We start from the raw sequence: 13,966 nt of genomic DNA, 5'->3' as shown, positions 1-13,966 counted from the left end.
AGATGGCTGCAACGAAGACTACAGTTGATATTACAGCGGCAATGGTGACGGAAGCCGTGCCTCTTGCAGACTGGCTTTTGGTTGCTCCTGTCCTGCTCACTATGGCAGGCGGTGCAATTTCAATTATTTTCCGCAAGAAGTCGGCGACTCAGCCTTGGATCGCGATCACAACAATCGCATTGGTGATCCTTTCAAACATTGGCTTGCTTAACCACGTCCTCACCAACGGTGTCGTGACAATGGTGATGGGCAGTTGGCTCCCGCCATTCGGTATCGCTTTTACGGCTGACCCACTTGGCGCGTTGCTGGCGCTGACAGCCTCTGTAGCAACCATGTGTGTTGCCGTCTTCGCAATGAACTCAATTGCCGAAAACGAACGGCGTTACGGTTTTTATCCATTTCTTCTGATGCTGCTCTGCGGTGTCACTGGATCATTTCTAACGGGTGACATCTTCAACCTTTATGTTTGGTTTGAAGTCCTGTTGATCTCATCCTTCGGTATGCAGATCCTCGGAAATGAAAAGGTGCAGATCGATGGTGCCGTAAAATATGCAGTGCTGAACCTGATTGCGACAACGCTGTTCCTTGCAGCAACTGGCTTGCTTTACGGGCTGGTTGGTACGCTGAACATGGCGGATATCGCTGGCAAGCTGAAAGCCTTTGATAATTCGGGTCCAATGCTTGGCTTAGCGACCCTTTACTTCCTCGCATTTGCTATGAAAGCAGCGGCATTCCCGGTCAACTTCTGGCTTCCGGCTTCTTATCACACGCCACGCTTGGTAGTGGCCGCAATCTTTGCAGGTTTGCTCACCAAAGTCGGTGTTTATGCGCTGCTCAGAGTGATGCTTCTGCTGATGCCTGAAGGTCGTGACTGGCTCGCCTCACTAATCGGAATAGTCGCAATCGCAACGATGCTGACCGGCTCGCTTGGTGCGCTGGCTCAAACAGATATCCGACGCCTGATGGCTTATCTCGTTATCGCAGGTATCGGTGCCATGATGGCAGGTATCGCGGTTGGCAATGAAGTTGCTGTATCTGGCGCAATCTTCTACTCCATGCACTCCGTTCTCATTATGACTGCGCTTTACCTTCTGGTCGCCTTTATGTTCCAGATGAGCGGCACATTTTCCTTACGCGAAATTGGTGGTCTCTATATCCGCACGCCTTTGGGGGCCGGAATTGGCTTGATCCTCTTGCTTGCAGTGGCAGGCTTGCCACCTTTTTCTGGTTTTTGGGCTAAATTGCTCCTCGTAGCAGGTGCGTTAGAAGCTGGTCGTGGCTGGGTTGCAGCAGGTATTTTGGTCTCAGGACTGTTTACGACCATCGCTGTAGGACGTCTCTGGATCTTCGCATTCTGGCGAGGTGGCAACGAACACACGGTAGATGGCATTCAAGCTCTTCCCATTGCCAGAAGCTCCGATGCAGCTGACATTTCGTGGAGTATCTGGCTACCGCTCATCATACTGACGGCACTGATCTTCGTAATTGGAATCTTACCGGAAACCATGATGTCCATAACTGAAAATGGAGCAAAAACGCTGATTGATCCGACAGCCTATATCGGTTCCGTGTTTGGAGGTATCCGATGAACAATATGGTCTTTCTCATGAACTTGCTGCTTGCGGCAGCATGGGGGGCGGTCACCGGCTCATTCACACCGCTCAATCTGATTTTTGGCTTTATCTTGTCCAGCATCGCGCTGTTCCTGATCCGGGAGCAAATCGCATTTCGGGATTACTTTCAACGCGGAGGGAAGGTCCTCATTCTTGCAGGCAGTTTCTTCAAAGAGTTGGTTCTGTCCTCATGGCGTGTGCTGATGATTGTCATCAAACCGAAGATCAAGCTTCATCCGGGCATTATCGCAGTGCCGCTCTCAGTCAGTGAAGACTTTGAGATCACATTGCTGGCAAACATGGTCACACTGACGCCGGGAACGCTATCGGTCGATGTATCAGAAGATCGAAAGGTCTTGTTTGTGCATTGCCTCAATGTACCAGACCCAGAAGAAACAATTGATGGCATCAAGAATGGTTTTGAACGTCAGATCTTGGAGGCGTTTCGATGAACGGATTTGAGGCTTTTGCAGCAGATTTCCTGTATGCCTGTGTGAGTATTGCACTCTTTATTCTCGGCCTGACATTCTTGCTGATTGTCTATCGTATTATCAAAGGCCCAACTTTGCCTGACCGTATTGTTGGACTGGATCTATTGGTAGTTGTCGCTATCGGTCTGATCGCCACGGTAGGTGTTGGGTCATCATACACGCTCTACATCGATATCTCGCTTGCACTCGGACTTGTCGGCTTTCTGGCAACCGTTGCCTTCGCACGCTTCATCTTGAACCGAGGACAGGCGAAAGACTTTATTATTATGCAGGAAATCCAAGATTCCGAAAAACAGGAGGAGCAGAAATGATGTCAGCAGTTATCTCCATCCTGACCGGAATAATGCTCATTATTGGAGCAATCTTTGCAGCCGGTGCGGCGCTCGGCATCAACCGTCTACCAGATGTCTATACACGCATGCACGCGGCGTCGAAGGCTGGCACCTTAGGGTCCGGCCTGATGGTGCTGGCACTTGGTCTCTACTCACAACAGTGGGATGATTTCATGCGGGCTGTCGCGACCGTCTGCTTCTTTCTGTTGACGGCTCCGGTTTCTGCTCATCTCATCGCACGAGCTGCCTATGTGGTGGGTTATAAACCCTGTAAGGAAACCAAGTTGGATGAGCTGAGTGTAACGAAAAAGTCTGTAGAGCCTGAAGCTCCGCAATAATATGTCGACTTTAGCTAAGATTTTTGGACTTTAGTGCAGTCAGAGCACCAGAAATAATCGACAATGCCCTTTGGTAAGGCGATTGACTAGAAACGCGAGTTTCACCGGCATCGCCTTGCCAACAGCCGATTACGCAGTACAGTCACATTCTTTTGCCTGTACATTACGGCAAGCAGTTTATCTAGTTTACTTCTATGATTTCTCAAGTTTGTTGGAAGTCTGTAAGGTCCTTCTAAATCACAATGCACAAAAAACCATAGTAAATCTGCTTTTTCATGCCGAATTTAACTTGTTATCCTTATTTCCTGTCTCTATAAAAGCCCCCTATGGTTTTTGCTTGTTTAGAGTCGAAGCTTAGCTGAGATAAGTACGGATCTAACGTTTAATCTTCGGATTGAAGTATTAGTCCTGTAATATACAAGCATACCTACGAAATTTAGATCCACAAGATGACAGGTTAGAGATGAGCGAGATCCCTGCAGATAACAATTTGATGGAACTGACTGCTGATATCGTGTCAGCCTATGTTGGTAATAACACTGTGGCCTCTGCCGATTTGCCTGTGCTGATCAACGACGTTTACGTCGCTTTGCAGAAAACCAGCGGTGATCTTTCTGAGCCAGAGCCTGAGCCGCTCAAGCCAGCTGTGCCAGTTAAGAAGTCTGTCACGAACGATTACATCATCTGTCTTGAAGATGGTAAGAAGTTTAAGTCCCTGAAGCGTCACCTACGCACGCATTACGATATGACACCTGAAGAATATCGTGAAAAATGGGGTCTGCCTTCAGACTACCCAATGGTTGCTCCTCATTACGCGGCAGCTCGTTCTGAGCTTGCTAAGAAAATGGGTCTCGGCCAGCAGCGTAAACGCGCTAAGTAATTTCAGGATATATCCTGACAGAAAACCAGCCTCATTCGGGGCTGGTTTTTTTTATTCCCCTTCTGCTATTTCTTACTCCCCCATTATTGATGAATTTCCCTTAAGGGTGCACGTGCTGTGCATAGTGACATGGCACGCCTTGTTTCAGCTTCCGTAAAGGTAAAACTAGCTCATCTGACACTAGAGCTTAAGTTCTAATTTTCTTGTGCTTTCCTAAGTTGTGATCTCAAAACGCCTGCAAGTTTCATAAGTTAATTCAAAAATGTAATTCGATAAGGTTTTACGGAGAGCCTTCGAGAAACCAAAACGGCACTTGAGAATCGGCTAATTCTGCCGGTCGTTTAGAAAAATTTATGTTTTGAGGCCGCGAGGTTCCAATCTTATCCCCCCCGAGTATCGCTAGGGCAACAATCAATTGTTCTTTGACGATAACCAATCAGTTCATTGGAGTAATTAAATGCCAAGAATTTCTGAGGGGGAGAAAAATAAGATGTCCAAGAGTCCGTGTTCGGAGTCTTCGGTTCATTCTGGACTGTCGCAAAAGCCTCTGTCAGCAGTGGACTGGATGGCCACAGGTCATGTCGCACTTGCGTTTGGTTTGAAGCCTGAGGAGCTTCACTCTGCTTCTCGTGGCTATGCAAAGGCCGCGCAAGCACGACAAGTCTCAATGTATATTCTTCACGTCTCAATGGGTATGACCCTGTCCCAAGCAGGTGCAGTCTTTGGTCGTGACAGGACAACTGCAGCTCATGCCTGCAAGGTTGTTGAAGATCTAAGAGAAGACCCAAGATTTGATGCCGTCCTCTCTGAGATAGAGGGCCAGCTGTCGGCGTCTGTTGCCAGTGCCCGCATGCATTCTTCTCTGAGCTCAGGAGGGCAATCTGATGCCTACACAGCCTGAGGATACGGTATCTGAAATGCAACTCATCAAGTTCTGTAAAGGGCTCGCAGTTGCAAAGAAACATGCGGAACCTGAGGGGGATGTTAAAGCTGTCTTATCGCGTGCAATAGCCCTGTCGCTAGTTGCTTCCTACACGGAGGGCTACCAGTTGACCAAAGAAGGCAAAAGCTGGTTACGGCGAAAATTGAGCCAAGGAGGATTGGAAACTCAATCCAAAACGGAGCAATCTCAGATCAACACCATCAACTCAGAAAGCCCGCTCGCCTGGCTAAAGAGTAGAAAAGACAAAACAGGGAGAGGTTACATCTCCGAACTGCAATTTGAAGCAGGTGAGCGATTAAGAGAAGACTTCACCTACGCGCTACTTTGGGGAACCGTTAGATCGAACTGGCGCAGTGAGCGATCGTCAAGATCGAGTACTAAGGTAGGTGACGTATCCGACAGCGTTTACGATGCCAGAGATCGCCTTCAAAGAGCTCTCTCAACTGTCGGACCGGAACTCTCCGGCGTTCTCATGGATGTATGCTGTTTCTTGAAATCTCTGAAACAGGTAGAGAGCGAGCGCCAGTGGCCGCAACGAACGGCCAAGATTGTTCTGGGGTTGGCACTAGACCGACTTGCGACACATTACGGTTCGTCTCGTAATCGTGCTGTCGGTCCAAAAAATGCTCAGATGGCGAGCTGGGCAGCGTCTAATTCAGAGTTAGAGCTGCAGACGCATCATCCTTGATACGCTGAACCATGGAACTCAGCCCATTGGAACGCTGAGGCGTCAGATGTTCTTTGAGGCCAATCTTGCCAAATATGCTTTCGATGTCCGTTGCAAGAATTTCCTTTGCAGAAACACCGGAGTATTGCGCAAGAACGATAGCAACAAGACCGCGAACAATGTGGGCATCGCTGTCGCCCTTATAGAATAGGATCGGGCCTTTATCGGTATCTTCCTGAATGTTCTTCGAAAGCCAGACCTGAGAAACACAGCCATGAACGCGGTTTTCCTCACTGCGTTCATCATCTGTTAGGGGTTCAAGTTCGCGGCCCAGCTCGATGACATAGCGATAGCGGTCTTCCCAGTCTTCGAGGAATTCAAAGCCTTCCAGAATATCAGCGATCGCAGTGGTCATAATACTATTCTTTCACTCAGGGTTTTGCAGGCGTTTCTACCGCGCCATTCGGTCAGGGGCAATACGATTGGATTCAAAATATAAAACGGCCCACACTCCAAGCTAGAGTATAGGCCATAAAAGGCTCAGTATTATGGAGATTGGTCTTAATTCCGACCGTAATAAAGCGGATTAGGACGCGGCAACGGCACAGCAGCAACCGGAGTTGCATAGATTGGCTGAACTTCAGCAAACAGACCTTGTTCAGATGGATCTGCTTGCGCAGAGCTGTTCTGTTGCTGGCCTTGATTGAGTTGCCATGGAATGTCCCGATCAGCTGAACTAAGTGTACCGGAATGTGCAGGCTCGTCTGATGGGCTTGTAAGGCTCGGCAGCAGCTGGCCTGCCGCAACTTCATCAAACGGGATAGCTTCGATAGCATCCTGGGCTGAAGGCAGAGCAGCAAACTTTGTGTGTTGCAGGTCTTCTGCCTCACTGTCGCTGAGGTAATTGTAAGTCAAGCGAGCAGCTTCTTTTGCCTTTAAACCGACGAGAGTGATGACTGAACCGCCCATCTCGCAAGCATTGGGATTACGATCACAAAAGCCGCCAAGGTCCTTCACGGTGGATTGTGCTGCAAGGTAAACCTGAACGATGCCAATAGATGGTGCGTCCTCATCGCTGCCAGTTCCAATTGGAAGCAGAAGCAGTACAAGTCCGATCCAAAATGTGGTTCTAAGCAAAAAGAACATTGGCTTCGCCCGTGGGTTTCAAGTGTGCCGAATAGGCCGACAACTTTTAGATAGTCGTTTAACTTGTTGAAACTATAGGGTTTACTCTCAAATATATCATATATTGTTCTCAATAAAATTGAATCAAACTTTATGTAAATTTGTAAACTACTGAAATTTATGGTTATTTTTCGTCTTTCGAAAATCTGGCGAAGCGTATCTATGATTAATAAAAGGTGTAGAAAAAGTATCCCAGCGGTATCTTATTGAACTGAAAAACCACCAGATGGGGCTCACAATTAAAACTCAGAAGTGCACATAAGAGTTTTTTTAAGCAAAACTTGATAGAAACAGGAGGACTGGAAAACCGGAGTATAGCCCAATTTAACCCAAGGTTTTATGGTGGTTCTCAGTGGGCAGAGAGCTATTCAAAGTGGACTTGCTGAGGTGAGGGCGATATCTCTAACCTCTCAGGAAGACATCAGTTAAAACTGGTAGTGACTTAGTACTCGGGTAACACACAAATTGCGTTGAAAGAGGTAGTACTTGATGGTGGGGCGAAAGCCAAACGGCAAAAAAGCGAGCAAAGGTGGAGCCCGTAGGGGGTCTGCACAAACGCAGCCTGATGGTGATTACCAAATGCATGTGGACTATGACGAAGACGGTGTTTTCTATGAAAATGGCGAAGTCGATCATGCTGCTGTTGCTAACGCTGCCTCCAAAAAGTCTCCAGGCATGAATAAGCTCTCCACACTGGTGCTGTTAGGATTCGTTGGCATGGCATCGCTGATCGCGGTGAACGCTGCCTTTTTGCAAGATGCCAAGCATCCCTCTCCAATGATCGCCACTCGGGTTTCTCAAAGCCAGTTAGATAGCTCAGAACTTGTAAGAGCAACTCAGAGATTGAGGCAGCAAGAGTTAGTCTCTGAAGTGCAAAAGGAACTGCGCCGTTTAGGGGTGTATCCAGGCAGCCTGGATGGCCAGTTCGGTCCCGCGACAGAACGGGCAGTCCGCGCTTATCAAAGACAACGCGCAATGAATGAAAACGGGCAGGTGACCGAAGCGCTGCTTGCACGGCTTACAATGGACTTTGCCGCGTTTACGCCGTCTCCAAACACTGCGTCTGCTGAAGGAGCTGAGATTCCTATTCCTCGGGCAAGTCCTGAGGAAATTGAAGCATTGATGCAAAGTGGCTCCAATCTGACACAAGTCTCCGGTCAAACGGATGCAATGACTGAGCGCATCAAGCGCCTGCAAAAAACACTAGCGGATCTGGGGTACGGCCCGCTTACAATTGATGGTATTCCGGGCGGACAGACCGCTTCTGCAATTGCCGCATTCCAACGCGATAATGCTTTGCAGATAGACGGGCAAATGAGCGAAGCTCTCTTCTCTAAGCTTGCTACAGTCAGTGGCACACGGATCTGATAGCGCGACCAATTCTATAAGAAAGACAACTTGATGCGAGTAACCTCTGAATTTTGGGTCGCTGCTTACACACGCCGGTGCTTCGGGGAAGGTGCTTTCGCAGGCATACGCCGCAAAGGCGCGCTGGAAGCAGGGGCCATCTTCATCATTGTTGATCGGTTGGACACGACCTACGACTTTTACGGTCCTGCGCCACAGTCTTTCTTTGAAGAGGAAAAGCCACTTGATCGCGAGTTTGAATGTTTGATGGAAAAGACTTCACGAGAGGAAATTGAAGCCAAACTCACACGCGAAGAACGCATGGACCCTGACTTCTGGGTTGTCGAAGTTGAAGATAAGGAGGCCAGAAGCTTCCTGTCACTGCCAAAAGAGCCGGGGCCTGAAGATTTATTCTCAGGCTTTAAGGGTCGCAAGTTCTGAATGGTAGTGCGAGGGCCGCGTTAAAGACGTGCTCTGGGCTTTAAATTCCCGCGCAACTGTCTCGGTTGCCTCAAAAATCGTGTGATAGCGAGGCTGGGAAGGCTCTCCACTCCAGCTGCAGAGCAACTGTCGCGCAATCTTCTTGCTAACGCCAGCAGCAGACTTTTGCAGGTCTCTCATGCGATCCGTCTCAATGAGTGTGCCCCAAAATCGTACGAGCAGCTGATCGACAAGACGGGAAGAGAACCCAAGACCAACGAGTATGACAATGAACCCGTCTGGGGAAGAATGCGTACAGCATTGATGGATCTGGTCTGGAGTCATGCGGCAGGCGTGCGCCAGCTGGCCAACCATACTGGTGTGGCCAAATTTTAGCCCCCTAAGTGTTAGTTCCTGCGCCTCATTCTCCGTCAGTGTGTCAACCGCGTCATCTGAAGCAGAAGCATCTTTCAAGCTTGCCGAAAGGTCTTTGTATGATGATATCGGTGCGCTCTCCAGGAAGAGACTAAGCAGATCTTCAACAAGCTCATCAGAGTAAATAGCTGGATGTGAAGGGGCAACGGTACTCCTGGAATTGAGAGCAACGTATTCTCCAATCATCTGGTCATGGTCAATTGCAAGAGCTTTCATCACGGCCTCCGGAGCATGAGAGATCGGGCACAACAGATGTGCTACCTTCAGTCGACTTGCCGCAGTGGCTGATGACAGGTGCTGCAGCGCTAACTCCTCATACATATGAGAGCTTGCATGAGAATGGCTGGTTTGAGCAAAAGCCTCTGTTGCTGCGATTAAGAGTTGAGACCTGTCTTCCATGAGTGAATGAACCTGTATACGAAAAACAATGATTTCTCGATGTTTTTCGCAATCGCTAGAAATACACAGCGACACATATGACATCGAATAGAATTACTAGCTAAATTTAGGAGCAAATGCTTTACAGCTCATTAACTGAAACTCCGCTTAACTGAGACTTGGAAGAACCACGAAATTGACCGGTAAATGTGCCAGAGGATAAACGATGGGTACACTTCATGATCTCGTGACTGAGCGTTCGCGCAGGCAACCTTTACAGATACGCAGAGGCTTTGACCGCCAGGTTTCATCAGCCCAGATCCATATATTCCCGGGTGTCTACAAAATGCCGTCGGGATTAGCCTGCCGCTGTAGAATTGGTGTTATTCGCGTTGTAGAAGAGCACTCGGAATACGAGAGGGACTAGCTTCCTACGTTCTTTGCCTGTATCTCCATTGCTGCAAGCAGTGGGATTGTGAGTCATGGGCGAGTTCGGGAAAACAGAGTTGATCAGCAAAGGTCGGGCCTTTGCAACTTGTCTCCTACTTGTGTCTTCAACCAGCCTGCTGTTGTCTGCCTGCGCCAAACCTACTGGAGATTTTGGCCGAGCAAAGCCAAATTTCCTTCATGACCGCGTCGCAGAAGATCTGGGTATGCTCTACCGCTATTCCCAGAAGCAAGACGTTTCCAACCTCAATTTGACAGATCAGGAAAATGAACTGCGTGATCGCGGATGGACGCTGGTTGTTCCTCCGGCCTCTGAGGATTGGATCGGAGCCAACAAGGCTCAGTTGGAACGTCAGGGTTTTTTGAAAGATCCATACGCTGCGATCAATCCATCAAACTATTACGTTTATCTGCGCTCGGATAAGTACCGCTCCAGCGAAACGCGTTATACCCGTCTGATTGATGACATGAGGTCCGATCAAAAGCTCCTCCTGCCGTTTTGTAAAATTGCCCGTCAGGTTCTGGTGAGTGATCATGAGCGTCTGGAGGCACTGAGCCGCCAAACTCAGGTGAGCCCTCAGTTCGCAACGGGAGTAAAGGCGAGAGTGCGCGAGAATAAGTCCTTCGTAGACTGGGTGCTCCGCGCCACAGGTCGCCGCCTGCAGGCCTATCAGATCGCCATCAATGCGCTCGAAGTGGAAACTCCGTCTGCCCAGCAAATCTGGGACGCGAGCAAAGGTTATGAGCAGCTGCGCCGCACCTACGAAGAATTGCCCTCCCAATGCTATGCCGAGGTCAAGCGTCAGGCAGAACAGGTCGAAAAACCGTCCCGCATCTTTACCGGATGGGGTTTGGAGAGCGCTGTCCCGCAAAAATAGCCGGGGAGGTGCTCTAAATCTTTGGTAGATCAGAGCAAGTTGCGGATCGCAGCGCTGCGGAGATCTGTGGCAGATACGCGTTAGACGGCGCAAAGGCACGGAACAGCGCAAACCCCCTCAGCTCATTCGTCTCAACCACAATCATTTCTTCCAGGTCTTCTGGCGGGTTCTCGCGCAGGATCGAAAGCTGCTGCGGTGTCAGTACCAGCATGCGCACAGTTTCGCCCTCAGACGTCTTATCATTGAGACTGTAAGTCACCTGTCCCTTTTCATTGAACAGGCCAAGCGACCAGAACGGAGATGGAGCAAAAGCGCTTACAATCAATGGGCCGTTCTCTAGGGAATAACGGCAGATCGCATGGCGCATAGATGGGTCGAGATCCGGCAGAGGCTCACTGCGTGGCAGGATCGGTGGCAACATCTGAAAACTGCGATCCGCACCAAAGCCGCCAACGCGTTCATAGGGGGAATGTGGAACATAAGCGGGAATGCTCAAAACAATGGCCACATGAATTATCCCCGCGACGAGCAATCCGCCGACGCCCCATAAAATCCAGCGGGGGGAAATGTAAATGTCCTGCAGTTTTTTGAGGAGATCATTCATTTGCAGCTCACCAATTCAACAGCAGGCATCACAGGGGCACTCAAACCGGCACCCGTGGTGTAGGGGATATCGTAAAGACGCATGGCAAACACCAGCCCGTTACTCCCCCCGGTTGGCAACCAGTTCCCGGGCCGGGCTTCAGGAGAAACCTGAATTGCAAACGCGCCTGTGTGATCCGTCAAAAGCCCATGGCTATGCAAGGAGGCGCGTCCAGCATCAGTCGCAAGCAGCTCCAGGGCGTTGTTCAAAGCCGTAATGGTCCAAAGCCGGGTAGATGGCACCTTACCGGCAATTCGGTAATTGCACTGGGGGTCTAGCGCCCGTCCGCTGTCATCAAAGGCAGCGTAAAACGCAATGCCTTCACCGCTTCCAAGCGGCACGCGCCCGGTTCGTGCAAAGATCGCTGTACTGTAAGGGTCACTGTCGATCGTCCCTGCATGCGGGTGCGCAACCCACACACCGCTTTCCAATGCGCTGAACGGAGAGCCTCTGTTCAGCGACAGATAAGCACTGCCTATCCCCACGATCAAAGCAATCATGATGGAGAATAAGAACGGTCCGAACGAGAAAAACGGCGCTTTGAAAAGCAATGGCGAAATATGAGGCCAAGGCTTTTGCCAGGAGGTTTCTCCATCAAAAATCTGAGTGGTTTCTGGTTCGCGAACCGCCACCAAAGGCATGTGAGGGGTGTGGGTCATCGGGTATACGTCACATCCGCCTGTGCGTCAGAGCCCAGTTGGGCCTGCACGTTTGACTGAGAAGTACTGTTGAATGGAAGCGCACGCAGCCGCTTCCCAAGCGCTTCCAAAACTTGCTGCGATGTTCTGTTGAGCAGTTCAGGTGGACCAGTCACCTCAACATCACTGAGACCATTCGCGGCAATAACATCCTTACCTTCAGGCGGCTCCACACCGGGCATAGCTTTCAGCTCCAACCCCTGGTGCGCATATTTCATAAAGTTGCCCCAGGTCATCGCAGGTAAACTACCCCCGGTCATGCGGCGCGAAGAGGAGAAGTCGTCGTTTCCGTACCAGACCGCAGCTGCAAGGTTGCCCGTGTAGCCAATGAACCAGGCATCGCGATAAGCCTGTGTCGTGCCAGTCTTACCGGCCGCAGTAATCCCCTCCAACCGAGCACGTCGGCCAGTGCCACGTTCCACCACGTTCACCAGGATATCATTCATCATCGAGACCTTATCAAACGGTAGAATCCGCAGAGAAGGGCCAGCGTCACGATCATGGTTGTAAAGCAACTCACCTTTTGAATTACGCAGCTCTAGTATGGCGTAGGGGTCAACCTTCTTCCCGCCAGCTGCGAAGGCCGCGTAGGAACTTGTCATATCAAGAACCGTAACTTCAGAGACGCCAAGCGGCATAGCACGCGTAATACGCAGCTCGCTGTTGATGCCCATCATATAGGCTGTGGTTGCAATCTTATCGCGTCCGATGGCCTGTGCCAGACGAACGGGAATCGTATTGATCGACTTGGTCAAAGCCGTCTTAAGCGTCACGGCACCTGCATAGCGGCGGGTATAATTGCGTGGGCTCCAGCCGCCGATGTTGATCGGACGATCGGGGACAACACTCTCGCTTTCATATCCATTCAAGAAGGCTGTCATATATACAAACGGTTTGAACGAGGAACCCGGCTGGCGAAGTGCATCCGTTGCTCTGTTGAACTGGCTTTCATCATAATCGCGCCCACCAACCATAGAGCGCACCGCGCCCTCTGTGGTGATAACTGTCATAGCCGCTTCTTCAACGCCGTAACGTTTGCCGTATTGGCGTAGTGTGCTTTCGATTTGGTTGGTAGCTTCCCGTTGCAGGCCCGGATCAAGCGTGGTGCGAACGGAGATAACCCTGTCATTACTGAGCTCTGGGTACTGTTCAGCAAGGTCTTTCACCTGTTCAAACGCCCAGTCGAGGAAGTGATCTGGAGCCTGGCTTTTGCTCCGGTCAATCGCCTCGGCCGGATTACGCCGGGCGCCAATAACTTGTCCCTCAGTCATGAAGCCAGCTTGCACGATATTCGTCAGCACCTCATTGGCGCGGGCACGGGCCGAGGGCAGGTTTTTATGCGGGGCATACTTGGAAGGGGCCTTATAAAGCCCTGCTAACATTGCAGCTTCTGCCAGTGAAATTTCGCGTACGTCTTTGCCGAAGTAAAATTCTGAAGCGGCGGCGACGCCAAATGTCCCGCCGCCCATATAGGCGCGATCGAGGTATAATTTGAGAATTTCTCGCTTCGTCAGGTTCATCTCGAGCCATAAGGCGAGATAGGCCTCTTTGATTTTGCGTTGTAATGTGCGTTCGTTTGAAAGGAACAGGTTTTTTGCGAGCTGCTGTGTAATCGACGAGCCACCCTGCACAACAGAACGTGCTTTTATGTTGGCAACCATGGCGCGGAAGGTACCAACAAAGTCAATTCCCAAGTGATCAAAAAACCGTCTGTCTTCGGTAGCAAGGGTGGCCTGAATCACGTGATCAGGAATTTCATCCAATGGAATTTTGTCGTTCAGCAAAATGCCGCGTTTGCCGATCGGGTTCCCGAACCGGTCAAAAAAGCTGACAGAAAAGTCAGAGGTGGTTTTCCAGTCAGAGCGTTCCGTTGCTTTAAAGGCCGGCTGCGCGAAGGTCAGCACAATCAGGAAGCCGAACGCGCAATAGGTCAGCCCTTCAGAAGCAAGCCCTGCAATGAACCTGGAGGGGCCGCGCAGCGAGAAGCGACGCATGAAGGCCGAGTACTCACGAAAGAAGACCCCAAGAAACTGGGAGGTATGCCAAAGCGCAGAATCCAGCCATGCATCGGTTGCAAGCATCCGCTGAGATAGATCATGAAGGGTAAAAGATCGCTCCTTACCCTTTTTTCTCTCATTATCAGCAGAATTTTTCGTGACATTCTGCTTTTCGCTGTTATCAGAGTTCTCTTCCAAACTGATTACCCGTAGTACCGGTCACACCCCTGAATGCGCAAAGGGGGACAATGAACCAAACCGAAGAACTAGCTAA

The 13,966-nt window shown here is 50.2% G+C and carries 16 protein-coding genes; 10 read left to right on the top strand and 6 right to left on the bottom strand.

Features of this window, described 5'->3' with window-relative positions; all coding sequences use genetic code 11:
* The first annotated feature begins 2 nt into the window (after positions 1–2).
* The 7 genes from PsWM33_RS24290 (at position 3) to PsWM33_RS24260 (ending at position 5,285) form a co-directional block, all read left to right on the top strand.
* On the top strand, positions 3–1,589 hold the full coding sequence (locus tag PsWM33_RS24290) for a Na+/H+ antiporter subunit D (RefSeq protein WP_063296267.1): 1,587 nt from the start codon (positions 3–5) through the stop codon (positions 1,587–1,589).
* A complete protein-coding gene (locus PsWM33_RS24285) occupies positions 1,586–2,065 on the top strand; it encodes a Na+/H+ antiporter subunit E (RefSeq protein ID WP_082827139.1) in 480 nt (159 codons plus the stop codon). The genes PsWM33_RS24290 and PsWM33_RS24285 overlap by 4 nt, the downstream gene beginning before the upstream one ends.
* Positions 2,062–2,415 (top strand): cation:proton antiporter, encoded by a 354-nt coding sequence (locus PsWM33_RS24280; protein ID WP_063301931.1) that lies wholly within the window; start codon positions 2,062–2,064, stop codon positions 2,413–2,415. The genes PsWM33_RS24285 and PsWM33_RS24280 overlap by 4 nt, the downstream gene beginning before the upstream one ends.
* Positions 2,412–2,774, top strand: a complete 363-nt coding sequence (gene mnhG / locus PsWM33_RS24275; protein ID WP_063301930.1) for a monovalent cation/H(+) antiporter subunit G — start codon at positions 2,412–2,414, stop codon at positions 2,772–2,774. The genes PsWM33_RS24280 and mnhG overlap by 4 nt, the downstream gene beginning before the upstream one ends.
* Before the next feature lie 463 nt (positions 2,775–3,237).
* The gene (locus PsWM33_RS24270; RefSeq protein ID WP_008549808.1) at positions 3,238–3,654 is read left to right on the top strand and encodes a MucR family transcriptional regulator; all 417 of its coding nucleotides are present in this window, start codon (positions 3,238–3,240) and stop codon (positions 3,652–3,654) included.
* A 490-nt stretch (positions 3,655–4,144) separates the two neighbouring features.
* The gene (locus PsWM33_RS24265; protein WP_063301929.1) at positions 4,145–4,555 is read left to right on the top strand and encodes a helix-turn-helix domain-containing protein; all 411 of its coding nucleotides are present in this window, start codon (positions 4,145–4,147) and stop codon (positions 4,553–4,555) included.
* Positions 4,539–5,285, top strand: a complete 747-nt coding sequence (locus PsWM33_RS24260; protein ID WP_063301928.1) for a DUF6456 domain-containing protein — start codon at positions 4,539–4,541, stop codon at positions 5,283–5,285. Before PsWM33_RS24265 ends, PsWM33_RS24260 begins: the two co-directional genes overlap by 17 nt.
* Here the strand turns inward: PsWM33_RS24260 and PsWM33_RS24255 are convergent.
* Positions 5,248–5,679, bottom strand: coding sequence for a SufE family protein (locus PsWM33_RS24255; RefSeq protein ID WP_063296271.1), 432 nt, complete (start codon positions 5,677–5,679; stop codon positions 5,248–5,250). The genes PsWM33_RS24260 and PsWM33_RS24255 overlap by 38 nt on opposite strands.
* A 146-nt stretch (positions 5,680–5,825) precedes the next feature.
* Positions 5,826–6,410 carry a DUF5330 domain-containing protein gene (locus tag PsWM33_RS24250; protein WP_063296272.1) on the bottom strand — a complete coding sequence of 195 codons (585 nt, stop codon included), beginning with the start codon at positions 6,408–6,410 and terminating at the stop codon, positions 5,826–5,828.
* 528 nt (positions 6,411–6,938) lie between these two features.
* Here PsWM33_RS24250 and PsWM33_RS24245 point away from each other — a divergent pair.
* Together PsWM33_RS24245 and PsWM33_RS24240 are read left to right on the top strand one after the other, a co-directional pair.
* Positions 6,939–7,817: a peptidoglycan-binding domain-containing protein gene (locus tag PsWM33_RS24245; protein WP_063301927.1), complete on the top strand. Its 879-nt coding sequence runs from the start codon at positions 6,939–6,941 to the stop codon at positions 7,815–7,817.
* A 33-nt stretch (positions 7,818–7,850) separates the two neighbouring features.
* Positions 7,851–8,237: a DUF1491 family protein gene (locus tag PsWM33_RS24240; RefSeq protein ID WP_063293245.1), complete on the top strand. Its 387-nt coding sequence runs from the start codon at positions 7,851–7,853 to the stop codon at positions 8,235–8,237.
* On the opposite strand, the gene PsWM33_RS24235 is transcribed toward PsWM33_RS24240, so the two are convergent.
* Entirely contained in the window at positions 8,211–8,867 is a 657-nt protein-coding gene (locus PsWM33_RS24235; RefSeq protein WP_208994728.1) for a hypothetical protein, read from the bottom strand. The genes PsWM33_RS24240 and PsWM33_RS24235 overlap by 27 nt on opposite strands.
* Positions 8,868–9,511: 644 nt before the next feature.
* Between PsWM33_RS24235 and PsWM33_RS24230 the strand changes: the two genes are divergently transcribed.
* Positions 9,512–10,354, top strand: coding sequence for a hypothetical protein (locus PsWM33_RS24230; RefSeq protein ID WP_063297274.1), 843 nt, complete (start codon positions 9,512–9,514; stop codon positions 10,352–10,354).
* Between the two features lie 13 nt (positions 10,355–10,367).
* Here the strand turns inward: PsWM33_RS24230 and PsWM33_RS24225 are convergent, their stop codons facing one another.
* The 3 genes from PsWM33_RS24225 to PsWM33_RS24215 are packed head-to-tail and all read right to left on the bottom strand — an operon-like array spanning position 10,368 to position 13,890.
* Positions 10,368–10,958, bottom strand: coding sequence for a DUF1254 domain-containing protein (locus tag PsWM33_RS24225; RefSeq protein ID WP_063301926.1), 591 nt, complete (start codon positions 10,956–10,958; stop codon positions 10,368–10,370).
* Entirely contained in the window at positions 10,955–11,656 is a 702-nt protein-coding gene (locus PsWM33_RS24220; RefSeq protein WP_063297276.1) for a DUF1214 domain-containing protein, read from the bottom strand. The genes PsWM33_RS24225 and PsWM33_RS24220 overlap by 4 nt, the downstream gene beginning before the upstream one ends.
* The gene (locus PsWM33_RS24215) at positions 11,653–13,890 is read right to left on the bottom strand and encodes a transglycosylase domain-containing protein (protein WP_063301925.1); all 2,238 of its coding nucleotides are present in this window, start codon (positions 13,888–13,890) and stop codon (positions 11,653–11,655) included. Before PsWM33_RS24215 ends, PsWM33_RS24220 begins: the two co-directional genes overlap by 4 nt.
* Between the last annotated feature and the right edge of the window lie 76 nt (positions 13,891–13,966).

The organism is Pseudovibrio sp. WM33 (assembly GCF_001623165.1).
Lineage (GTDB): Bacteria > Pseudomonadota > Alphaproteobacteria > Rhizobiales > Stappiaceae > Pseudovibrio.
This window is presented reverse-complemented; position numbering and strand designations above follow the sequence as displayed.